Consider the following 22,175-nt stretch of genomic DNA (forward strand, 5'->3'; position numbering starts at 1 on the left):
CGACAAGCCCACTCCGCCCGACGACAAGCCCACTCCGCCCGACGACAAGCCCACTCCGCCCGACGACAAGCCCACTCCGCCCGACGGCAAGCTGGCTCCGCCCGACGGCAAGCCGGCTCCGCCCGACGGCAAGCCGGCTCCGCCCGACGACAAGCCCGCTCCACCCGATCGGCCTACGGTCCAGAGCTCTGATGCCGCAGCCGACCGCAATCCACGCGGCCGGTCGTACTCAACAGGTCGGTCTCCGGTCGCTGGATCAGTGCTCGCGGGTGGTGGGTCCGATGCCGATGTCGCTGCCTTGTTGATCGCGTTGGCGCAGCCGGAGCGGTTGGCTCGGCGGCGGGGGAGTGGGTCGTCGACCTATCTCATGGCGGGTGGGACGGCGGTGACCTTGCCACCGGGGTCGGGGTTGGCTGCCGCGGAATGGCTCGCGGTGGCGATCGCCGATCGCGAACCCGGACGGGCCGAAGGGCGAATTCGGTTGGCGGCCATCGCCGATGAAGAACTGGCGCGGGAGGCCGCGCCGGGGTTGGTGGTGGTGGCCGACGAGGTGCGATGGGATGGCGGGGACGTGGTCGCGCGTCGCGTGGAGCGGCTGGGCGCGATCCTGCTGTCGGAGCAGGCGATCCGCAAGCCAGATCCGCAGCTGGTGGAAAAGGCTGTGCGGCAAGGACTTCAGTCGGAAGGCCTGGACCTGATGCGATGGAGCGACGATGCCCGCAGCCTGCGCCAACGCCTGGACTTCCTGCACCGCACCCTCGGTGCCCCATGGCCCGCCGTCGACGACGAGGCACTGCTGTCCGACCTCGAATCCTGGCTCACTCCAGAACTTTCCACCGCCCGCCGCCGCGCCGACCTGGCTCGCATCGACGCAGGACCCGCCCTGCGCCGCCTACTCCCGTGGCCCGCCGCCGCCCGCCTGGACGACCTGGCCCCCGAACGCCTCGAGGTTCCGTCCGGAAGCCGCGTCCGCGTCGACTATTCCGCCGACCAACCCGTCCTCGCGGTCAAAGTCCAGGAGATCTTCGGCTGGACCGACCCACCCACCCTCGCCGACGGCCGCGCCACCCTCCTGCTGCACCTGCTCTCCCCAGCCCAGCGCCCCGTAGCCGTCACCGCCGACCTGCCCTCCTTCTGGAAAACCGGCTGGCCCCAGGTCCGCGCCGACCTCCGCGGCCGCTACCCCAAACACGCCTGGCCCGAAGACCCCACCACCATCCCCGCCCACCGAGGTACCGCCCGCCGAGCCCCCCACCGCCCGACCTGAGCGCGGGTCGCACGCAGCTATCGCCCGCCGCGCCACCGCTCGGACCGGATCGACTGCCCTGGACAGTTGATCACCAGGCGATCGCGTAAACATCGCCCGAGAAGGAAAATCCCTGAGAGCCTGTTGATCTTGGTCTTCAGGTGAGCGGCGTGAGGCGGGCGGCGATCAGGGCCTCGGAGGCGACAGTCGTGCACGCGTAGCCGGCGGCGGCGAAGCGTTCGGTGAGTTGGTCGGTGCTCGGGGCGGGGCCCGGTGTGCCATAGCCGTAGCAGAGCCAGAATCGGCCGGTGGGGGCGAGGCATTCGCGCACTGTGGACCAGGCGGTGGTCGCGGGGCCGGTCCAGAACAGGTTGACGTTGACCGCGAAGATCAGGTCGAAGCGCGCACCGGAGTCGAGTTCGTCGAGCAACCGGGTGGCCCCGATATTGCCGATTTCGCCCTCGACCAGGCGAACCCGGCCATCAGCGATCTCGGTGGCACAGCGTTTGGCTGCCCGCGCGACCGCGGTGGCCGAGCGGTCGATCCCGACGATCCGCCCATCACCCAGCCTGGCCGCGATCCGTTGCAGCGAGGCACCGGAACCGGGACCCAGTTCGAGCACCCGCTCGCCCGCCCGCACCCCCGTGGTGTCGGCGAACCAGTCGAACCGCGCGTCGTCAGCCATCGGCCCGCGGATACCTGCGCATGGATCGATGATGGCATCGATCGGATCACACCGGCGTAATCGTACAAACGGGCGTCGAAAAATCAGTTTTCTGACTGAAAACGCGCGAAGTGGGCGATTACGCCGGTGTCGGCCACCCGTCGACGACTCCGGCGGGGTCGGTCGGCAGCCGAGCCGCGACCCATTCGTCGACGCGGGCGCCGCGCTGGATCCCACCCGAGCGGGCCACGCCCTCGAAGTGAAAGCCGTTGCGGCGCACGGCGGCAGCCGAAGGGACGTTGCCGACGATCGCCCGCCACATGATCCGATCCAGCGCGAGACCATCGGGGTCGAATCCGAAGTCGCAGACCAGGGCGATCGCACGCGACATCAGACCGCGGCCGCGCTGGGCGGGCGCGAGCCAGAATCCGATCTCGCAGGCGCCCGGCCCGCGCGCGTGCAGGCCGACCATCCCCTCGACCTGACCGTTCTCGGCGGTGCGGATCGCCCAGACCGGGGTGTTGTCCGCCCAGCCGGGCGCGACCACACGGTCAAGGAATTCCTCGGCATCGGACCGGTGATAGGGGACGGGGATCGTGGTCCAGCGCTGCACGTCGGGGTCCTGAACGCACTCGACGATCCGGTCGATATCGGCCCCGGTCGGGCGGGTGAGCCAGACCGTGCCGTCGGTGAGCGTGTGCTCGTACATCCGGCCATCCTGACAGGTCAGGGCCGAAATCTCGCTGGATTTTTCCCGGTGCCGGACACCTCGGTGTCGCTGTCGGCCACGAGACTTTCGAGGAACGGGCTGCAGCACTGCTGGCCAGCCGTGAACAGGCGGCAACCGCAGCCGCGGCAGGGAATGGTGCATTCGGATGCTTCGCGAATGCTCGGGCCAGTGACAGGGCCCGCCCCGGTGGCTCCGTAGGATCTGCACCGATGGTTTCCCCGTTTCTCGCCGACTTGTTCGAATCGCATCGAACGCACCTGCTTTCGGTCGCCTACCGGCTCACCGGAAGCGTCGGCGACGCCGAGGAGGCCGTGCAGGAGAGTTGGCTGCGGATGGCGGGCGTGCACCAGTCCGAGATCGACGATCTGCGCGCCTGGTTGTTGACCGAAGTCAGCCGAATTTGCCTGGACCACTTGCGAAGTGCGGCGGTGCGCCGACAGACGTATGTGGGGCAGTGGCTGCCGGAACCGATCGTCTCGGTGGGCAATTCCACGCGAGAGTTGGATGCGGTCGTGCGGGATCGGGACTGCGCGATGGCGGCGATGGTGGCGTTGGACGCGCTGACTGCGCAGCAGCGGGTCGCGCTGGTTCTGCATCGGGGGCAGTACATGTCGTTCGACGAGATCGCCGCGATTCTCGAGATTTCCGCCAGTGCCGCAAAGGAATTGGCGGTGCGGGTGCATCACACGCCGGATGTCGCCGCCGACGATGTACACGATCTGGCGGTGCGTAGGTTCCTTGCGGCGCTGGCCACCGACGATGTCGCCGCGGTGATCGCGACGCTGCACCCGGAGGCTACGTTCACCGCCGATGCGGGCGGCAAGACCGAAACAGCACTGAATATCGTTGCAGGACAAGAGAAGATCGCACGGTTGGCGCTGTTCCTATGGCGTGCGCACCAGTCCGAACAGGGCCTGGAAATGCGCGATGCCACGGTGAACGGGCAATCGGGGCTGATCATCACCGACCCGAACTCGCCGTTCGGGCGCCCCGTGCGCGTTCTGGGCTTCGCTGTGAAAGACGAAAAGATCTGGGCAGCATACGATTTCGCGAACCCAGCGAAGCTGTCCGGCGCGCGCCTGCCCTAGTCCTCTTCGCTGAACTTCTCAGCGAAGAGGACCTGCCCAGGGGTTAGGGGTAGGTGGAGCCCCAGTTGTGGTCGCCGGTCGACGAGCCGAGATTGTGGTCGCCGGTCGAGGAACCCATGTTGTTGTCCGGTGTGGCCGAGCCCGTGAACAAGTCCACGATCGGGCTGGCGGACAACTGGTCAGCGATGAACCGCAGGGCCGAACCGGCTACCTCCGACGCAGCCGGTTGCACGATGAAGTCGAGCAGAGGTGAGGCCATGACGCGCCCCTTTCGATATACCACTTCGATGTGGTGTGAGGTAGAACACGGCGAGGCTAGCTGAGGTTGGGCCATCGCACAATAGCGCAGGTCAAACCGGGAAAACGTTTGTGAAACATGCGTGTTCGCTATCGTTCGGCAACGTCGACGTGCGGTGGGCTACGCTGCGAAGATGTCGCCTGTGCCGCCCACCGTCGCCCGTTTGCGCCCGTTCGGATCGACCATCTTCGCCGAGATGACCGAGTTGGCCGTGCGGCACGACGCGGTGAATCTCGGGCAGGGTTTCCCCGATACCGACGGGCCCGCGCGCATGCTCGAGGTCGCCCGTGCGGCGATCGCCGACGGCCTGAATCAATACCCGCCCGGCCGTGGCATGCCGGTGCTGCGCCAGGCGATCGCCGATGATCGCGCCCGCCGGTACGGCACCGACTACGACCCGGCCACCGAGGTGTTGGTCACCGTCGGCGCGACCGAGGCGATCAGTGCCGCGGTGCTCGGACTGGTCGAGCCCGGTCAGGAGGTGGTGCTGATCGAACCGTTCTACGACTCCTACTCCGCGGCAACAGCTCTCGCTGGTGCGCAACGTCGAACTGCACGCCTGGTGTCCGACGGTGACCGATTCGTGCTCGACCTGGACAGCTTGCGCGCCGCGATCACCCCGAAAACCCGCATGGTGGTGGTGAATTCACCGCACAATCCCACCGGTGCAGTCCTCGACCGAGCCGACCTCACCGCCATCGCGGAGTTGGCCATCGAGCACGATCTGTTGGTGTTGGCCGACGAGGTCTACGAGCACTTGGTCTACGACGGTACCGAGCACATCAGCATCTCCACGCTGCCCGGTATGCGGGAGCGCACCATCGTGGTGTCCAGTGCGGCAAAGACTTTCAACGTCACCGGCTGGAAGATCGGCTGGGCGTGCGCGCCCGCACCCCTGCTGGATGCGGTGCTCACGGCCAAGCAGTTCCTCACCTTCGTCGGTGGGGGACCGTTCCAACCCGCTGTGGCGTATGCGATCAATGAGGAACTGGATTGGGTGCACGCGCAGCGTGACGGGCTCGCGGACAAGCGCACTCGACTGGCGGAAGCGTTGCGCGACACGGGGTTCGAAGTATCGGCCAGTAACGGCGGCTACTTCGTGTGCGCAGACACCCGGCCGCTGGGCACCGACGACGGGCTGTCGTTCTGCCGCGAACTTCCCGCGCGACTCGGTGTTGCGGCCGTGCCGGTCAGTGCCTTCGCCGATCACACCGATGACTGGAAACATCTGGTGCGCTTCACTTTCAGCAAGCGGGACGAGACCATCGATGAAGGGGTGCGCCGACTTCGGGCCGGCATCGCGGTGCGCTGAAGGTCAGTCGCGGGCGTGTCGGGCCAGCGGTGCGTGCCACTGGTAGTGGCGGGCCAGCAGGCGGAAACCCACCGCGCCGGCGGCGGCGAGCAGTCCGGTCCAGGACGCGTACAGGTCGAACGACAGCAACGCAGCCGTCGCGGCCGCGCCGAACAGAGCGGGGACCGCGTACAGGTCTTGGTCGGGTCGCAGCACGCTGGGCACTTCGCCGCTGAGAACGTCGCGGATGACACCGCCGCCGATGGCAGTGGTCATGCCGAGCAAGGCGGCGGTCGGTGCGCCGAGGCCCGCCGAATCGGCGATCACGGTGCCGGTCACGCAGAACAGTCCGAGGCCGATCGCGTCGGCGATCTCGAGTGGGCCCTTGGTCAGGCGGCGCGACGGGGCGATGAAATACAGCAGCAGGGCGGTCAGCATCGACGCGGACAGGTAGGTCAGGTCCGTGAAGGCGGCGGGGGGAGTTCGTCCGATCAGTAGATCGCGCACGATGCCGCCGCCCAGGGCTGTCGCGCAGGCGAGCACGATCATGCCGAACAGGTCGAGGCGTTTGCGGACGGCGACCAGGGCGCCTGATGCGGCGAAGGAGATTACGCCGAGTAGTTCGCCACCGTGATGGACCGCGTTCACTGCCGAATCCAGCTCGCTCACCGATGGGCCGGCTAACGCCGACACCAGTAACCCAACACTCACCACTACTCCTTCGGCCCCGACGTCCACAGCAGCGTGCATGGGTAGAGACGGTGACGCAAACTCCCACGCTGTGTTTTTGGAGCGCTGGCGCGCTCGAGCGGGCCCCAGGGGGCCCTGATCTTCCCTCCCTGCGGGTACTCCTTCGTCGCACCCTCCGGTCAGTCCAGATCAGGGCGGGGCCCTTTGGTAGAGACTTCCTGGTGATTTCCCGGACCGAAAGGGCGCTGTGTTTTTGGAGCGCTGGCGCGCTCGAGCGGGCCCCAAGGGGCCCTGATCTTCCCTCCCTCCGGGTGCTCCTTCGTCGCACCCTCCGGTCAGTCCAGATCAGGGCGGGCCCCTTTGGGTAGGGACTTCCTGGTGACTTCCCGGACCGAAAAGGCGCTGTGTTTTTGGGTGGGGCCTTGTGGGGGGGTACCCGGATCGAAAAGGTGGGGCGCTTTGGGTGGGGACTGCCTGGTGACTACCCGGACTGGAAAGGTGGGGTGGACTGGGACGTACGGGGATCGGTCAGGTCGGGGTGGGGCGGGCTTTGTCGGTGGCCAGGGTGAGGGCTATGGCGCCTAGGGCGGTGCCCATGAGGTAGCGCTGGGTGCGTAGCCAGAGGGGGTGGGTGGTGAGGAAGGTGGACAGGGTGGCGGCGGCTAGGACGATCAGGGCGTTGACGGTTAGGGCGATCGTGATCTGGATTGCGCCCAGGGACAGGCTTTGCAACCACAGGGCGCCGCGTGCGGGGTCGACGAACTGGGGGATCAGGGCCATGTACATGATCGCGATCTTCGGGTTCAGGAGGTTGGTGGTCAGGCCCATGGTGAACAGGCGGCGGGCGGGGTCGTGCGGTAGGTCGGTGGGGGTGAACACCGAGACGCCGCCGGGGCGGATCGCCTGCCAGGCCAGCCACAGCAGGTACGCGGCTCCGGCCAGCTTCACGGCCATGTATAGGCCGGGCACGACGGCGAACACCGCCGTGATCCCGGCCGTGGCCCCCGCCAGGTAGACCGCGAATCCCGCCGCGACCCCGGTGAGCGAGATCATCCCCGCCCGACGGCCCTGCGCGACCGTCCTCGACACCAGGTACATCATGTTCGGGCCGGGCGTCAGCACCATGCCGAGGGCTGCCGCGGCGACCCCGAGAACCGCCGTCGTCTGAAGCATGTGTTGAGTTTCGCCCGGTCAGGGGTCGTTGTCGCGGTCCAGTCAGCAATCGCTGGACCCCGAACGTTCGTAATCACCGGCGTCGTCTGTGCCGCTGCATCCAGGACGTCAGCCGGTAGACCTAGGTCTCCCCGCATCGTCGGCCCGGCCATTCTTCGCCCAGGTCGTGTCGGTCCCAGTCCGTACAATCGGCAAAGTCGCTGAACCGAAACGAGCAACGGCCGCGCACCGCGGATCCACGACAGCGCCCGCGAGCTTTCCGTCCTGGCCCTGTCGTACCTGGTCCGTACAATCGACAAAGCCCACCGAACGCCGCCCATCGGTTCAACCACCCCGCGCAACCCCCACGTTTGAGACCGCCCCGGTTCGAGGGGCGAGACGGACCGCCGAACGCGCAGTATCGCCCCTCGGATTCGGGGGTTACGAGGCCGAAAACCCTGCGGCACCAGCCGCCGAAAACCCCGCGGCACCAGCCGCCGAAAACCCCGCGGCACCAGCCGCCGAGAACACAGCGGCACCAGCCGCCGAGAACCCAGGAGCAACGTGTGACCGATGGTCCGCTGATCGTGCAAAGCGACAAGACCCTGCTGCTCGAGGTCGATCACGAGCTGGCGGGCAACGCGCGGCAGGCCATTGCCCCGTTCGCGGAGTTGGAGCGCGCGCCCGAACACATCCACACCTACCGGATCACCCCGCTCGCGCTGTGGAACGCCCGCGCGGCCGGTCACGATGCCGAGCAGGTCGTGGACGCGCTGGTGAACTTCTCCCGGTACGCCGTGCCGCAGCCGCTGCTGGTCGACATCGTCGACACGATGGGCCGTTACGGTCGACTGCAGCTGGTCAAGCACCCCGCGCACGGGTTGAGCCTGGTGAGCCTGGATCGTGCCGTGCTCGAAGAAGTGTTGCGGCACAAGAAGATCGCGCCGATGCTGGGCGCGCGCGTCGACGACGACACGGTGATCGTGCACCCGTCCGAGCGCGGTCACATCAAGCAGATGCTGTTGAAGATCGGTTGGCCCGCCGAGGATCTGGCGGGTTATGTCGACGGTGAGGCGCACGACATCGGCCTCGATTACAGCGAGGGCAAATGGCACCTGCGCGACTACCAGGAGATGGCCGCCGACTCGTTCTGGGCGGGCGGTTCCGGGGTGGTCGTGCTGCCGTGTGGCGCGGGTAAGACGATGGTCGGCGCGGCCGCGATGGCCAAGGCGAAGGCCACCACGCTGATCTTGGTCACCAACACCGTGGCGGGCAGGCAGTGGCGGCGCGAACTGCTGGCGCGCACCACGCTCACCGAGGACGAGATCGGCGAGTACTCCGGCGAACGCAAGGAGATCCGCCCGGTCACCATCGCCACCTACCAGGTCATCACCCGCAAATCCAAGGGTGAGTACAAGCACCTGGAACTGTTCGACAGCCGCGACTGGGGCCTGGTGATCTACGACGAGGTGCACCTGCTGCCCGCGCCGGTCTTCCGGATGACCGCCGACCTGCAGTCCCGCCGCAGGCTCGGCCTGACCGCGACACTGGTGCGCGAAGACGGCCGCGAGGGTGACGTGTTCTCGCTGATCGGCCCGAAACGCTACGACGCGCCGTGGAAGGACATCGAGGCGCAGGGCTGGATCGCGCCCGCGGACTGTGTCGAGGTGCGGGTCACGCTCACCGACGCCGAACGCATGGCCTACGCCACCGCCGAGCCGGAGGAGCGCTACAAGCTGTGTTCCACCGCGCGCACCAAGATCCCGGTGGTCGAGTCCATCCTGGCCCGGCACGAGGGCGCGCCGACGCTGGTGATCGGCGCGTATCTGGATCAGCTCGAAGAACTCGGCGTGGCACTGAATGCCCCTGTGATCACCGGCGCGACCAAGAACAAGGAGCGCGAGATCCTGTTCGACGCGTTCCGTTCCGGCGAGGTCCCGGTGCTGGTGGTGAGCAAGGTCGCCAACTTCTCCATCGACCTGCCCGAAGCGTCTGTGGCCGTGCAGGTTTCGGGCACATTCGGTTCCCGGCAGGAAGAAGCCCAGCGCCTCGGTCGATTGCTGCGACCGAAACAGGATGGGGGACAGGCGCATTTCTACTCGGTGGTCGCGCGCGACACCCTCGACGCCGAGTACGCCGCGCATCGTCAGCGTTTTCTCGCCGAGCAGGGGTACGCCTACCGCATCGTCGACGCCGACGACCTGCTCGGGCCGCCCATCGGGGACGGCGTGTAGCGCGGTTGACCAGGTCGTCGGGGGGTAGCGTGCGAAGTGCGAACCCCTCGGCAGATAAGTGGAGGCGATTGCTCCGCAACTTGTGCTAGGAAGGAAGGCGTGCGCCGCTTCGAATTCGTGGTCGACCGTGAACACGCTCACGCGGTCAACGAGACCTTCACCGGGTTGCGCAGGTTGCGCCTGATCGCCCTGCTGGCCGCTGGGTTGGCCGTCGCGGCCACCGCCGCCCTGTTGTGGACCGGGCAGGCGTGGGGATTCCTGCTCGCGGTGGTGTGCGTGCTCGCCGCGTGCATCGCCCTGTGGGTGGCGCTGTGGACACCGCACCGCTCCAGCATCGAAAAGCTGTACCACGACGGTGTTTTGGTGCCCGCCGTGGTCTGTGATGCCGAGCCGGGCGGGATCGTGCTGCTCGCGCTGGTCGACATCGCCGAACCTACTGCGCCGGTACGCAGTTGGGCGCTGATCACCCGCAAGGTGCGCGCGCTACCCGGCCACGCACCGCAGCCGGGCGAACGCGTGCCCGCCGTCGCGGTGCGCACCGATCGCGCGCCCCGGCAGGTCGGCGAACGCTGGCAGTTGGTCACCGCGATGCCGATCGCCTGGGGCACTCGCGACGACGCGGTGATCGAGCGGGCACGCGATGCCATCGGCGAGGTCGAATGGCGGCTGCTCGCGGACAATCTGCCGTTGGCCGAGCGGGTGAAACGCACGGCGACCAAACGCCTGCTGCTGGACCCGCAGCATCTGCCTCCCGATTTGGGCTAGGCGTACCGCCGTAGGCCTGTACGCACCGCGCCTGGCTTCGGCCTGTGCAGTTGAGGGGTGCCGGGCCCCGACCGGATTTACGGTGTTGGTCGACGTTCGCACGGAACGCCTGCGACGATGGTCGGGTTCGCGCGATCCGGTCGACGAAAGGTGTCTTCGGCATGCGATGGTCGGCTGGCTCTGTTGTGGGGGTGGCCCTGATGACTCTGGGAGTTGTTCCGGCAGCGGCGGATTCGACGTTGATCGGCGCCGCCGGCCTGGGCGATCCGTACTACCCGCTCGACGGAAACGGTGGCTACGACGTCACCCACTACGACGTATCGATCGACTACGAACCGGTAGCCCACCACCTGCGCGGCACCGCCCGCATCGACGGCCGCGTGACCCAGCCGCTGGCACAGTTCAACCTCGACTACAGCGGGCCGCCGGTGCTGATGGTGACCGTGAACGGTCAGCCCGCGGGTTTCGCGCGCGATGACGCCCACGAACTGGTGATCACGCCCCTGCTACCCCTGCCACCCGGCCTACCGATGCGAATCATCGTCGACTACGCGGGCACTGCCCCCGACACCGAAGGCAAAGGCTGGACCCACGCCCCCAGCGGTGGCGCGTTCGCCGTCGGCGAGCCGCACGGTGCGTCCACCTGGTATCCGCTCAACGACACCCCCACGGACAAAGCAACTTTCACGCTGCACGCGAATGTGCCCGCCGAGTGGGAAGTCATGTCGACCGGCGATCGCACCGAACACGTGGTGCGCGACGGGCGGCTGCACACCACCTGGGAAACCCGCCAGCCCACCATCGGCTACCTGACCACGGTAGCGGTGGATCACTTCACCTTCCTCGAGCAGCGGCGCGCGAACGGGACCGCGGTGCTGAGCGGGTTCGCACCGGAATCCGGCGAGAACCGCGCGGACGAACAACGCCTGCCCGAAATCCTCGACTTCCTCGAAAACCTGTACGGCCCCTACCCGTTCGACGTGGCAGGCGGCATCTACGTGGACACGAAACTGCCGTTCTCCCTCGAAACCCAGACCCGGCCGACCTACGCGCCATGGGCCGACCTGAACACCGTGGTGCACGAGCTGGCCCACCAGTGGTGGGGCGACACCATGTCGGTGCGCCAGTGGTCCGACATCTGCCTCAACGAATGCTTCGCCAGCTACACCGCCGACTACCTGTGGGCGGAGCGCATCGACCACGCCGACGTGGACACCGAATACCGTGAAACAGTCGCGACATTCCTGTGGGTGCCCACGTTCTGGGACGTCGCACTGGCTGCCCCCGGCGTCGGCGACGAGTTCACCTCCGTCTACTACCGTGGTCCACTGTTCCTGCACGCGTTGCGAAAACTGATCGGCGAGGACGTGTTCTTCACGGCCATAAAAGATTTCGTGAACGCCCACCGAGACGGCCACGCTTCGATGCCGGAGTTCCGCGCGTTCCTGCAGAGCCGAACCTCGATGCCACTGGGTGAGTTCCTGGCCGAATGGCTCGACGGGACGAGTCCGCCGCGCGACGCGTTTCTCTACCCCGGCACGTTGCGTCGGTGAATCCGCACGGAGGTCAGTCGTCGAGACGAGCGCGGGCGCGTTCGACCCAGCGCTGCATCCGATCGAATTGACTTCGCGCGGCGGTGAATTCGCTACGCGCGCGATGTTCGGCGGTCTGGGCGAAGTGACGCTGGTGTTCGGCGTGTTCGAGTTCGCTACGCAATTCGGCGATTCGGGTCTCGATCGCATCGAACTCTGACTTGGCTTGTGCGGCAGCAGCTTCGGCTGCGTCACGATCGGCACGGGCTGCCGCGAGTCCGGACTCCGCGTCGTCGAGTTCCTGCCGGGCCGCGACTTCACGCGAGGTGTCCTTCGAGCGTGGTTTCGCCTTTGCGGGCGTGGCCTTGCCGCCGGTGATCGCGACCAGCCCCGCCGGGCCGAACCCGTCATATGTGACAGTGGCCGGCAGCACCCCCGCCCGAACCAGATCGGCCACATCAGGATCGGCCAACGCGGCCGTCAATGTCTGCCCGACCTCCCGCAACACCTGCTCACCCGCGGGCCGATCGTGCTCGGCGGCCAACTCCGCAGCCCGCTTGGTCATCGCGTTCACCACCTGCTGCCGCTGCGCCCCCAACGCGCGCAGCTTCTCACCCGACAACTGTCGCTGCGCCGACCGCAGCGCGTCACCGAGATCCAGCAGCGCCGCGACCTCGTCCGGCGCGTGCCGGGCCAGCAGATTCACCGTCCACGCCGCCACCGTCGGCTTGCGCAACCCCGTGATGGCCTTGGCCAGATCCCGGTCGCCGTCGGCGCGGGCCTGCGCGGCCCGCTCGGTGCGCGTGGACACGAAGTCGCCGGGGTCGAGGGTGTAGAGCTCGCCGGCGACATCGTCGAGGGTCATGGGTTCGATGGTAGCCAGCGAGGGGGAGCGCGGACGGGGTGTCCTTGGGTATCGTCACCGGCGGTCCTTAACCGTTCGGTGAGTGAGGTTTTCAGTGAATTTCTCGACAAAGCGACTGTTGGCACGGGTTGTGCTCGCACCGATGGCGGCAGTTGCGCTGGTCGGCGCGGTGGTCTCGTGCTCGTCGGAGAAACCGGCGGCAGCTACGGCAGTGGCGGCGGGTTCGTGCGTCGAGGTCACCGACAACACCGCCGACGCGATGAAGGCGACCGTGGGCGACTGCTCCTCGGCCACGTCCAGCTACCGCATCGTGAAGGTCGGCGCGGACTGCGCGGCCGACAACGCCGTGTTCACCGGCACCGTCGGCGACGCGAAGAGCGCGCTGTGCCTGGCCCCCAACTTCGCCCAGGGCGCCTGCTACGCGGAGGCGGGCAAGCGTCCCGCCGAGGCCGTGGCGTGTACCGCGCCGGAGGTGTCGTTCAAGGTCATCCAGCGGATCGACGGCGAGACCGACGAAATGCTGTGCGGAACGGACGCGTCGCTGTACCGGACGGTTCCCGACCCGAAGACGACTTTCTGCATGGCCAAGCCTTAATCGAGCAGAGCCACCGACGCGATTCGGTGCAGGGTGAAGTGGCGGGTGGCGCCGCTGACCGGGTCGACGGCCTCCAACTGCCCGTTGCCTACGCGTAGCGGCTCCACCACCCGCTTGCTGGCCACACCCTGCGCGTCGACATAACCGATGTTCACCGGCCGGCCCACTCGCGCGGCCAACTGCAGCAGTGCGAGGGTGGCCGCGGTGCCGGTGCGGGAGCCGTCGGAGCGCACGGACTGGCCGGTGCGTGCGCCCGCGGCTCGTTCGCCTGCCCGCAGTTCGGTGACCAGCTGGGTGAGCTGGTCGTCGTTGGGCGGGGTGGGGCGGTAGGGCTTGCGGGCCAGCGGCCGCACGGAGATCCTGGCGCCGCGCGGACGCAGGTCCACGATCGTGCCGCCGGAATCCTCGCCCGCGGGGGCGAAGCCTGCCTTGCGAAGCTGGTCGAGCATTTCGGACAGCGGAGCCAGCGCGATCGCGACGGTGGGGGCGATCGCGCGCAACGCCAGGTCTTCGGCCACGGGGGCGGCCAGGACCTGTGCGAGCAGGGCGGGGTCGTCGCTGCGCAGGAACGACTGGGCCATGCCGACGCGGAGTTGGCCGTGCCTGCGGGCCACGTCGTCGATGAGGTAGGTCAGCGACTGCGGGACGGGGGTGCGGGAGTGGGTGGCGAACAGGGCGTGCAGTTCGGCCGCGGTGTTGCCCGCGTCCAGGGCGCGTCGCACGGTGGCATCGCTGACCCGGTAAACCGTTGCGGCACCGGCTGATTCGACATTGGCGACCATGGCGATCTTGCTCTGCAGTTCCGGCACGAGCGGACCGGGTGCGATCACCGTCAGATCCGCTTGCACCAGCACGTGATCGACCGGCTTCGGCAGTGCCGCAGCCATTTCCGATTCCGCGTCGGCGACCGAACCGTGCAGGAGAGCGCGGGCGGCGGAGTCGAGCGCGCCGCGACCGAGCAGGCCGACGACGGCAGCTTCGGACAAAGTCGCGGTGACGGCATCGAGTCGAAAGTGCCTGCGGCGACGCGGCATTCGCCACGCCAGAAGTTTGCCGATATCGCTGGGAGTCAACGCCGTGCCGGTCGGATACTCCGCGAGCAGACCGAGAATCGCCTGCCGGTCGCGCACCGCGTGTGGCACCCGCAACTCCGCCGACAGTGCCGCGATGGGCTTGTCGGCGGTGTCGCGCAGCCCGATCATCCACGGCATCCGGTCCAGTTCCAGCCAGGCCTGCGCCAGCGTCACCCACCGGGTGGCGGGCGAGGCGTCCAGCCAGGCGTCGGCGGCGGGCGTCGGTGCCCAGAAGTCGTCGGTGGAGTCCAGGTCGGGAGTTGGTTCGGGCAGGCCCTTTTCGACCAGTTTCGCCGCGGCGAGCAGTTCCAGCAGCAGGCCGGTGCGCTGTTCGTCGATGCTGGTCTGTTTGGCGAGCCTGCGCAGTTCACGCACGCCGAGTCCGCCCGCGCGCAGGGCCGGGGCAGGCGCCTTGCCGAGGGCTTCGATCAGGTCGGTGGCGTCGCGCAGCAGTTCGCCCACTTCGCCCGCGCCGACCGCATTCACTTCCGCGGCAGCGTTTTTGGTGAGAACCGGCTTGGGCGGGGCCAGCGCGTGCGGGTCGGTGACGGGTTCGCCGCGCAACATCTGACCGACCGTGACCGGCAACTCCACGGTCTCGTCGTCGATCCAGTGCAGCAGCCGGGCGGCCAGCAGACGCGGCACCGGGCGCTGCGGGTCGGTGCCGGGCGCGGCATCGCGGGTGCGACCTCGGGGACCGGTGGCGGCGAGTTTGTCCAGCAGCGCGCGTTCGGGCGGGCTCGCCTTGGCCAGCGCGGAGGCCACCTCCGGCTCGGTGAGCGCGTCGGGCAGCGCTGTCGTCGCGCCCAGCGGCCAGGGAAGGGCCTCTGCGGCACTGGGTGTCAGGTCCAGGGCGTCGCCGACCGGCCAGACCAGCGCGCGGTCGAGCAGGCGGGTCAGCGCGGCGTTGAACGCGGTCTTGGTGACCCGATCCTTGAGCTGTGCGTGCAGGGTGACGCGGGTGAGCTGGTCGACTTCGGTGCCCAATGTGCGAGCGTCCTCATTGGCGGTGAGCGCCTCGATGATCGCGAACTCGAGCGTGTCCAGATCGTCGGCCGCGCGCAACACCGACGCGCGCTGCTGAGCCCGCACCGCGAGCACCGACATCGACGCGGGCAGCGGCACCGCCAGGTCGGGCCGCAACTGCAGCAATTTCACCAGCTGGGCATCGGTGCGCGCACCGAGCCAATCGGCGAGAGAGTCTGTCGCGATCACCGATCGAGCCTACAGTTCTCGGGGCTAGCGGCAGCCACGCACGTATATGCCAGAATGATCGCGTGGTGAACAAATCGAAGAAACCCTACGTCGACAACGGCTGGCCCGCGGTGGCCGACGGCGAACATGCCGTGACCGAATTGTCGTCGACCCGCGCCGGTAATCTCTCGCCGTTCGGTGAGGACACCGAGTTTCCCGTCCCGGCAGCCTCGCTGCCGTATGTGCACCCCCAGACGACCATCAACCGGGTGTAATTCCGACGAGAAAGCAAAGAGCCCGCATCCTCGAAAGGATGCGGGCTCTTTTATGTCCGGAAGCGATCAGGAGGGCAGCAGACCCTTGTTCGCCTGGAAGAAGTCGATCACGGCCGGGTCCAGCGGAGCACCCTTGGCCGAGTTGACGAAGTCGAGAGCCTGCTGCGGCACGGCGATGCCCTGCTGCTGCACGACGGTGAGGGCGCGGTCCACGGCCGAGAACACTTCGGCACTCGGATCGGCCTGAACCTGCGGGATGTGGACCTCGGGGACCCAGCTGGGGGTCGAAGGGGCGACGCGATCGGTGGGTCCGCTGCTCAGTCCCAACTTGGACGAGCAAGACGGCCATGCGCCCCAACCCTGGGAAGCGAGAACCTTTTCGGCGACCACGATCTGCTGTTCGCGGCTGGCCTGGTTGGCGGAGGCGGCGTATTCGCCACCGCCGTGCGCGGCCCAGGTGGAGGGCGAGAACTGCAGCCCACCCTGGTAACCGTTGCCGGTGTTGATGCCCCAGTTGCCGCCGGCTTCACACTGTGCGAGGCGATCCCAGTCGGAGTCGGGGGCAGCGCTTGCGTTTCCTGCGAGGGCTGCGGCTGCGGTGCCGAAGATCGCGCCGGTGACGGCGACCTTGGCCGCGGTGCGCCCGGTGGAAGTCGGCTTGCGGTGGCGTCCACTCATATCGGGTTTCTTCCTCTCGTTCGCACCTGCATGTGGCCCGGACTGAGAGGCATCCCGGTCCGCCCTCACCCCTTGTTTCCAATCGGGGTCCGGTACCCGCGGGGTGAGGTTCGGTGCGGCGGGCCGGTGGTTCGGGGGTTACCCCGACTGAGTGAAACGGTACGACTGTCGGCGGCGAATGTCACTATTTGGTAACCGGCGGGTCGCAGCGGGTCTCGGGGTCGTCTCAGGGTGATCCCTGATGTGTCAGCGCAGGTAGTTGCCGTGGCGAATGTGCGCAACGGCTGTGCGCACACTTCGTGACCGCTCCGTTATGTGACCAGGATCACATGTTTAGCGGGATGACGTTGCGCGCGATATTCGGTTGATGCGTCAACGTGCCCGGCGGCCCGACCACAGCGCGAAAATCAGCGACAGCAGGAACCCGACCGGCGCCAGCATCGCCAGCCCGTACAGCCACAGTCCCGGCTTGCCGTCGGACACGATCGGCGTCACGAAGATCGCGATCACCGCCACCAGGCCGATCCCGAACAGGGCCAGGGCCACGTGCAGCAGGCGATCGCCGGAGCGGCGTGGTCCGGGTGCGGCCGGTTCCTCAGAGTTCGTCACCGGTGCACCGTAAAACTGGTGTGCTCGGGTAATAGGCACCGGGGTAGACTCTGAGCACATCGCGTCCCGCCTTGTTGGGGGGCGCGTTCTTTCGCGATTGAGCAAAATTGTGTAACCCGGGCCACAAGGGCGCGGGTGCCGAATGATGAACGGGTGAGCGCAGTGCCGACCGGCCGGGTGAAGTGGTACGACGTCGAGAAGGGCTTCGGCTTCCTGTCTCAGGACGAGGGCGAGGACGTCTATGTCCGTTCGTCCGCGCTACCCGAGGGTGTCGAGGGACTCAAGCCCGGACAGCGTGTCGAATTCGGCATGGCCGCGGGTCGCCGTGGTCCGCAGGCGCTGAGCGTGACGGTGCTCGAGGCGCCGCCGACCGTGGTTCGCGACCGCGACCGTGGCACCCCGCCCGCCCGCAAGGACGCCGGACCGCGCAAGACCCCCGACGAACTGCACGGGCTGGTCGAAGACATGATCACGCTGCTCGAGAGCACGGTCCAGCCGGATCTGCGACGGGGCAAGTACCCGGACCGCAAGATGTCGCAGCGGATCTCCGAGGTCGTGCGGGCCGTGGCTCGCGAACTCGATCACTGAGCAACTAAAGAAAATCGGCCCCGAACGAATTCGCTTCGTTCGGGGCCGATTTCGTGTCTAGGGAGCCTGTTCGAGTTCCGGCGTCACGATCGACCAGGCCGCATGCGGGATATAGGACTCGCGCCCGGTGGCGATATCGCGGGCCAGGATCGGCAGCTGGACCTCGATGCCGATCAGGCGCAGTTCCGGTTCCGGCTTCGATTCGATGGTCAACGCCCGGGAATTCGCGGGGTAGTCGGCGAAGCTGAGCACCTTGTCCAACTGTTCGCCGTCGGGACGCTGGTAGATCAACTGGATCAGCCACGGCGACTCGGCGACCTCCGACGGCAGCGACAGTTGCACCGGATAGCCCGAGACGACCTCGAGCGGCACGGTCTCGCCGTACTGGCAGTCCTCCATGCGCACCGAGCAGTACATGAACGGGTCGACCGTGACGGTCTTGCCGTTCGCGTACGCGGTGAGCTGCGGGCTGTGTGCGGGCGCCTTGGCCACCGCGATGGCGACCCACCCCGCGGTCACCACGACCACAGCCAACAACGCGGCCGCCACCAGCGCGACGATTGTTCGGGTGTCGATCTTGCTCACCACGTGGGGTCTCCTGTCCCTCTCGGATGGGTGTTGGGCACTTCCTGCTCCACGTGCTGGGGGCGATTGCCGCCCAGACCCGGCAGCAGCGAGTGCCCGGTATAGCTGACGAACGTTTGCAGCAGCCCGACGAGCAGGATCACGCTGATCAACGCGAAACCCTTCCAGTAGTCGGTGGGCATCAACACACCGGCCGCCCCGCCCACGACCCAGCTCAGTTGCAGCACGGTCTCCGAGCGGCCGAACCCGGATGCGATCGACTCCGGGGGCAGGTCGTCCTGGATGGCGGCGTCCAACGACACCTTCGCCAGCGCACTGGCCGCCGAGGCCACCAGCGCCGCCACCACCGCACCGAACAGGTTTCCGGTGAACGCGGCGAACAGCGCGACCGCCGCGCACGCACCGGTACAGCCCAGCACCACCGGCGACGGTCTGCCCAGTTGCAGTCGGGCGCCGGTGGCGTTGCCGCCGAAATTGCCCAGCGCCGCCGCCGCGCCGACCACGCCCAGCATCGCCGCCTGTTCGGTGGGACTGCCGCCGGAACCCTTGGCCACGAAGGCGATATAGAAGGTGAGAAAACCGGTGAGCACGCGGATGGAACTGTTGCCCCACAGCCCGGTGACCACGGCCCGGCCCAGCGGCTGCCGCCGTTTCCGGGCGGGGATCGACGATTGCATGCCGCGTTCGATGATCTCGGTGTTGGCGTCGGGGCCGTGATAGGTCAGCGTCGCGGGGACCTCGCCCTCGGTCACCTCGACCCAGCGCGGAATGCGCAGGCTCAGATACGCGCCCGCGATCGCGATGCCGGTGGCGAAGATCAGCGCACCGGTGGAATCGGCGATCAGGGCCGCCAACGCCGCCAACGCACCCGCGCCGATCGTGCCGCCGACCAGGCCGAACACGGTCAACCGGGAGTTGGTGCGAACCAGGTCGATATCGGGTGGCAGCACGCGCGGGGTCACCGCGCTCTTGAGGACGGCGAAGGATTTCGAGCCGACCATCATGCACAACGCCAGCGGGTACAGACCCCAGGTGTCGATGTTGAAGATCAACAGGACAGCGAAGCCCGCGCGCAGGGCGAAAGTGGTGGCCAGCGCGAGCCTGCGACCGCGTTGCAGACGGTCCAGCAGCGGACCGATCAGCGGGGCGATCAGCGCGAACGGGGCGATGGTGATCAGCAGATACAGGGCCACCTTGGTTTTGGACTCGGCGGTGGCGCTGGCGAAGAACAGGGTGTTGGCCAGCGACACCGCGATCGCGGCATCCAGCGCGAAGTTCGCCATGGTGGCGTAGGTCAGCGCGGTCAGGCCGGACTGGTCGGCGCCGTCGGCCTTGGCGGCACGCTGGAAGGTGGCGATGCCGCGCTCGGTGAGTTCGCGGCTGCGCATGGCGGCCACTCGGGTGACGGTGAGTTTGCGGGGGACACGCTGGTTGGCCGGGTCGTCGGCGGCTTCGTCGCGAGGAAACGCGCGGGTGCCGTCGGGGCCGTCGCCGACCGTAGGTTCCTCGCGAGGAGGGCTGCCCGGATGTTCCCCGCGAGGAGGGCCGGCCCGATGTTCCTCGCGAGCAGGTTCGGGCCGTGATTGCTCCTGCGCGCGCGGGAACTGCTGTTGACCCGCGTGCGGGACGGGAGTGGTCGGGGCGTCGACGGGATCGTGGCGGCGGAACATGCTTTTCGACCGGACCGTCGGCGGCTCGGTGGGCAGCGGCCGTTCGGGCCGGGGGAAGACCTTGCGCGGTGCGCGCGGCGGGTACTGCCCGTAACCGGGGTGCGGGTCGGCGGCGGTACCGTCCCGGCGACCACGGTCGGGACCGGATGGTTCGCGGGGCGTAGTCACAGGTCCAATTCTGTCGCACTCGCGCTGTGGATGTTCACTCGCGGCGCGGCAATGTCGGACACACCGGGTCAATCACCCACGAACCGGACTTCGAACATGCGCGGCCAGTACTTTCCGGTGAGCAGGAACCGGTCGGTGCCGGGCAGGTGCGCGATGCCGTTGAGTACGTCGGTGCCCTTCCGCTCGTCGGGGGTGAGCAGACCGCTCGCGTCGATCACGGCCAACACCGCGCCGGTCTGTGGATCGATGTGCAGTATTTCGTCGGTCGGGAAATTGTTGGCGTAGACCGTCCCGTCCTCGGCACAGTCCAACTCGTTCGGCTTCGCACCCTTGAAGCCCGACAGTTCCACCGAACCGATCTGCGCGAAGGTGACCGGATCGCGGAAGGTGAGCGTGCCGGTGCCGTCGCTCATCACCAAACGGTGTGGTTGTGCGCACAGTCCCCACCCCTCGCCCGCGTAGTCGGCGCGACCGGTTTCGGCCAGGGTGATCGGGTCGCGGGCGATCGCGAAACCGTCCTGCCAGGTCAACTGCCACACGATCGAACCCGCCCTGGTCATGCCCTCACCGAACAGTCGACCCGGCAGCGCGACCCGTGCGGTCTCGGCGCCCGTGCGCTGGTCGAAGGCCCGCGCGGTCGACACGCCCCACATCCCGGTGCTCTCGTAGCGCACCCCGTCGACCACTTCCAGACCCTGGGTGAAGGCCCGCGGATCGTGCGGTGACGAGCCGATCACCTCCACCCGCAAGCGCGGCGGACCGGCGTCTTCGGGTCCGCTACAAGCCCCCGCGCCGAGCACACCGACCAGCACTGCGACGGCCAACGAACTGCGATTGCACTTCATACGGCAAAATGTATGCCGTGAGCGCAGTATCTGTTTCGGAGTCCGGCATGCGTGGAGTTCTGGCCGACGCGGCCGAGGTCGCACGTCGTGCGCTCGTCGCGCTCGAACCCGACGGGGTAGGCGTCCATCTGGGGGTGACCGTCGAGGACGACACCGCGGCCACCCACCGGTTCGAGGCGACCCTGCCCGGCTACCGCGGCTGGCAGTGGGCCGTGGTCGTGGCCGCGCCCCCCGGCGCCGACTACGCCACCGTCAGCGAGTCGGCGCTGCTGCCTGCCATCGGCGCCCTGATCGCCCCCGACTTCATCCCGTGGGACCAGCGCGTGCGCCCCGGCGACCTCGGCCCCGGCGACCTGCTCGCCACCCCCGCCGACGACCCGCGCCTTGTCCCCGGCTACATCGCCACCGGCGACCCCGTCATCGACGACGTAGCCCGCGAGGTCGGCCTCGGCCGCGTCCAGGTACTCAGCGTCGAAGGCCGCGCCGACGCCGCCCAACGCTGGTTCGCCGAATTCGGCCCCGACACCGAAATGGCCAAGGCCGCACCGTCCACCTGCGGCATGTGCGGTTTCTACCTGCCACTGGCAGGCGCTCTACGCGAATCCTTCGGCGTGTGCGGCAACGCGATGGGTGCCGACGGGCACGTGGTCAACATCGCCTACGGGTGCGGTGCGCACTCCGACGTGATCGCGCCCAGTGGGAACGGTTCGCCGTTGTACGAGGCGTTCGATGACCATGCGGTGGATTTCGTCGAGATCGTGCGGCCGGTGGTCGAGGATGCGACATCGGTCGTGGAGACTGCCGACTCTGCAGTCGAGGTCGCGGAGGTCGCGACCGCTGACGTCGCGGCTGAGCAAGGTGCCGACCCTGTAGGCGAGGTCGTGGAGGTCGCGGCCGCTGACGTCGCGGCTGAGCAAGGTGCCGATTCTGTAGGCGAGGTCGTGGAGGTCGCGGCCGCTGACGTCGCGGCTGAGCAAGGTGCCGATTCTGTAGGCGAGGTCGTGGAGGTCGCGACCACTGACGTTGCGGCTGAGCAAGGTGCCGATGCGTTGACCGAGGTCGGCGAGGCTGCGGCCGAGCGGGCCGGCGACCGGCAGGAGACCGCGGAGGCCGAAGCCGTCGCCGCGGTGGAGGCTGAGCGTGCCGCGCTTGCGGAAGGCGCGAAGCCGGAGTCGGCCGACGAGGTCGTGACGGCGGAAGTCGCTGCTGATGCCGCAAGCGTGTCGGTCTCCGACGGTTCGGAGGCGAACGGCACCGAGGCAGCGCAGCTGCGTGTCGACGCGCCCTTGAACAGCGAGGGCATCGCAGCGGCCTCGGAAGACGAAGGCGCACAGGCTGAT

21 protein-coding genes and 1 pseudogene are annotated in these 22,175 nt (G+C 68.0%); 10 read left to right on the forward strand and 12 right to left on the reverse strand.

All coding sequences use genetic code 11. The features are described from left to right. A partial coding sequence (locus ACFWU5_RS04915) for an ATP-dependent helicase C-terminal domain-containing protein (RefSeq protein ID WP_379266226.1) occupies window positions 1-1,267 on the forward strand: 1,267 nt, incomplete at its 5' end. Between the two features lie 136 nt (window positions 1,268-1,403). On the opposite strand, the gene ACFWU5_RS04920 is transcribed toward ACFWU5_RS04915, so the two are convergent. Then, the gene (locus tag ACFWU5_RS04920) at window positions 1,404-1,931 is read right to left on the reverse strand and encodes a class I SAM-dependent methyltransferase (RefSeq protein ID WP_379266227.1); all 528 of its coding nucleotides are present in this window, start codon (window positions 1,929-1,931) and stop codon (window positions 1,404-1,406) included. 118 nt (window positions 1,932-2,049) lie between these two features. After that, window positions 2,050-2,619: a GNAT family N-acetyltransferase gene (locus ACFWU5_RS04925; RefSeq protein WP_379266228.1), complete on the reverse strand. Its 570-nt coding sequence runs from the start codon at window positions 2,617-2,619 to the stop codon at window positions 2,050-2,052. A gap of 230 nt (window positions 2,620-2,849) precedes the next feature. On the opposite strand from ACFWU5_RS04925, the gene sigJ reads away from it, so the two are divergent. Continuing rightward, on the forward strand, window positions 2,850-3,728 hold the full coding sequence (gene sigJ, locus ACFWU5_RS04930; protein ID WP_379266229.1) for an RNA polymerase sigma factor SigJ: 879 nt from the start codon (window positions 2,850-2,852) through the stop codon (window positions 3,726-3,728). A 43-nt stretch (window positions 3,729-3,771) separates the two neighbouring features. On the opposite strand, the gene ACFWU5_RS04935 is transcribed toward sigJ, so the two are convergent. After that, on the reverse strand, window positions 3,772-3,987 hold the full coding sequence (locus ACFWU5_RS04935; RefSeq protein ID WP_379241274.1) for a hypothetical protein: 216 nt from the start codon (window positions 3,985-3,987) through the stop codon (window positions 3,772-3,774). Between the two features lie 172 nt (window positions 3,988-4,159). Here ACFWU5_RS04935 and ACFWU5_RS04940 point away from each other — a divergent pair, with 172 nt between their 5' ends. Beyond that, window positions 4,160-5,338, forward strand: a complete 1,179-nt coding sequence (locus ACFWU5_RS04940; protein WP_379266230.1) for a pyridoxal phosphate-dependent aminotransferase — start codon at window positions 4,160-4,162, stop codon at window positions 5,336-5,338. Between the two features lie 3 nt (window positions 5,339-5,341). On the opposite strand, the gene ACFWU5_RS04945 is transcribed toward ACFWU5_RS04940, so the two are convergent. Both ACFWU5_RS04945 and ACFWU5_RS04950 read right to left on the reverse strand, forming a co-directional pair. Continuing rightward, on the reverse strand, window positions 5,342-6,067 hold the full coding sequence (locus tag ACFWU5_RS04945) for a trimeric intracellular cation channel family protein (RefSeq protein WP_379266231.1): 726 nt from the start codon (window positions 6,065-6,067) through the stop codon (window positions 5,342-5,344). A 468-nt stretch (window positions 6,068-6,535) separates the two neighbouring features. Next, window positions 6,536-7,180, reverse strand: coding sequence for a LysE family translocator (locus ACFWU5_RS04950; protein WP_379266232.1), 645 nt, complete (start codon window positions 7,178-7,180; stop codon window positions 6,536-6,538). A gap of 545 nt (window positions 7,181-7,725) precedes the next feature. On the opposite strand from ACFWU5_RS04950, the gene ACFWU5_RS04955 reads away from it, so the two are divergent. The 3 genes from ACFWU5_RS04955 to ACFWU5_RS04965 all read left to right on the forward strand — a co-directional run bounded on the left by ACFWU5_RS04955 (window position 7,726) and on the right by ACFWU5_RS04965 (window position 11,711). Next, on the forward strand, window positions 7,726-9,393 hold the full coding sequence (locus ACFWU5_RS04955; protein ID WP_379241278.1) for a DNA repair helicase XPB: 1,668 nt from the start codon (window positions 7,726-7,728) through the stop codon (window positions 9,391-9,393). A 99-nt stretch (window positions 9,394-9,492) separates the two neighbouring features. Then, entirely contained in the window at window positions 9,493-10,158 is a 666-nt protein-coding gene (locus ACFWU5_RS04960) for a DUF3239 domain-containing protein (protein ID WP_379266233.1), read from the forward strand. Window positions 10,159-10,358: 200 nt separating this feature from the next. After that, entirely contained in the window at window positions 10,359-11,711 is a 1,353-nt protein-coding gene (locus tag ACFWU5_RS04965; protein ID WP_379266234.1) for a M1 family metallopeptidase, read from the forward strand. A gap of 13 nt (window positions 11,712-11,724) precedes the next feature. Here the strand turns inward: ACFWU5_RS04965 and ACFWU5_RS04970 are convergent, their stop codons facing one another. Then, window positions 11,725-12,555, reverse strand: a complete 831-nt coding sequence (locus ACFWU5_RS04970; protein WP_379266235.1) for a hypothetical protein — start codon at window positions 12,553-12,555, stop codon at window positions 11,725-11,727. Between the two features lie 142 nt (window positions 12,556-12,697). Between ACFWU5_RS04970 and ACFWU5_RS04975 the strand changes: the two genes are divergently transcribed. Continuing rightward, window positions 12,698-13,150, forward strand: coding sequence for a hypothetical protein (locus ACFWU5_RS04975; RefSeq protein ID WP_379266236.1), 453 nt, complete (start codon window positions 12,698-12,700; stop codon window positions 13,148-13,150). On the opposite strand, the gene ACFWU5_RS04980 is transcribed toward ACFWU5_RS04975, so the two are convergent. Then, a complete protein-coding gene (locus tag ACFWU5_RS04980) occupies window positions 13,147-15,438 on the reverse strand; it encodes a helicase-associated domain-containing protein (protein ID WP_379266237.1) in 2,292 nt (763 codons plus the stop codon). The two genes, ACFWU5_RS04975 and ACFWU5_RS04980, sit on opposite strands and share 4 nt — an antisense overlap. A 62-nt stretch (window positions 15,439-15,500) precedes the next feature. Here ACFWU5_RS04980 and ACFWU5_RS04985 point away from each other — a divergent pair, with 62 nt between their 5' ends. Continuing rightward, window positions 15,501-15,692: a hypothetical protein gene (locus tag ACFWU5_RS04985; protein ID WP_357364320.1), complete on the forward strand. Its 192-nt coding sequence runs from the start codon at window positions 15,501-15,503 to the stop codon at window positions 15,690-15,692. A 66-nt stretch (window positions 15,693-15,758) separates the two neighbouring features. On the opposite strand, the gene ACFWU5_RS04990 is transcribed toward ACFWU5_RS04985, so the two are convergent. Both ACFWU5_RS04990 and ACFWU5_RS04995 read right to left on the reverse strand, forming a co-directional pair. Further along, window positions 15,759-16,370: a transglycosylase family protein gene (locus ACFWU5_RS04990; RefSeq protein ID WP_379241284.1), complete on the reverse strand. Its 612-nt coding sequence runs from the start codon at window positions 16,368-16,370 to the stop codon at window positions 15,759-15,761. A 372-nt stretch (window positions 16,371-16,742) separates the two neighbouring features. Then, window positions 16,743-16,979, reverse strand: a complete 237-nt coding sequence (locus ACFWU5_RS04995) for a hypothetical protein (protein WP_379266238.1) — start codon at window positions 16,977-16,979, stop codon at window positions 16,743-16,745. Between the two features lie 162 nt (window positions 16,980-17,141). Between ACFWU5_RS04995 and ACFWU5_RS05000 the strand changes: the two genes are divergently transcribed. Continuing rightward, window positions 17,142-17,567 carry a cold-shock protein gene (locus ACFWU5_RS05000; RefSeq protein WP_379241555.1) on the forward strand — a complete coding sequence of 142 codons (426 nt, stop codon included), beginning with the start codon at window positions 17,142-17,144 and terminating at the stop codon, window positions 17,565-17,567. 57 nt (window positions 17,568-17,624) lie between these two features. Here the strand turns inward: ACFWU5_RS05000 and ACFWU5_RS05005 are convergent, their stop codons facing one another. The 3 genes from ACFWU5_RS05005 to ACFWU5_RS05015 all read right to left on the reverse strand — a co-directional run bounded on the left by ACFWU5_RS05005 (window position 17,625) and on the right by ACFWU5_RS05015 (window position 20,835). Then, a complete protein-coding gene (locus ACFWU5_RS05005; protein ID WP_379266239.1) occupies window positions 17,625-18,155 on the reverse strand; it encodes a DUF2771 domain-containing protein in 531 nt (176 codons plus the stop codon). Continuing rightward, complete coding sequence (locus ACFWU5_RS05010; RefSeq protein WP_379266240.1) at window positions 18,149-19,990, reverse strand: MFS transporter; 1,842 nt, start codon at window positions 19,988-19,990, stop codon at window positions 18,149-18,151. The genes ACFWU5_RS05005 and ACFWU5_RS05010 overlap by 7 nt, the downstream gene beginning before the upstream one ends. A gap of 68 nt (window positions 19,991-20,058) precedes the next feature. Then, a complete protein-coding gene (locus ACFWU5_RS05015) occupies window positions 20,059-20,835 on the reverse strand; it encodes a glutaminyl-peptide cyclotransferase (RefSeq protein WP_379266241.1) in 777 nt (258 codons plus the stop codon). Between the two features lie 8 nt (window positions 20,836-20,843). Here ACFWU5_RS05015 and ACFWU5_RS05020 point away from each other — a divergent pair. Then, a pseudogene (locus ACFWU5_RS05020) lies at window positions 20,844-21,686 on the forward strand (DUF3027 domain-containing protein); the annotation flags it as partial. Between the last annotated feature and the right edge of the window lie 489 nt (window positions 21,687-22,175).

This window comes from Nocardia sp. NPDC058640, from assembly GCF_042716995.1.
In the GTDB taxonomy this organism is placed as follows: domain Bacteria; phylum Actinomycetota; class Actinomycetes; order Mycobacteriales; family Mycobacteriaceae; genus Nocardia.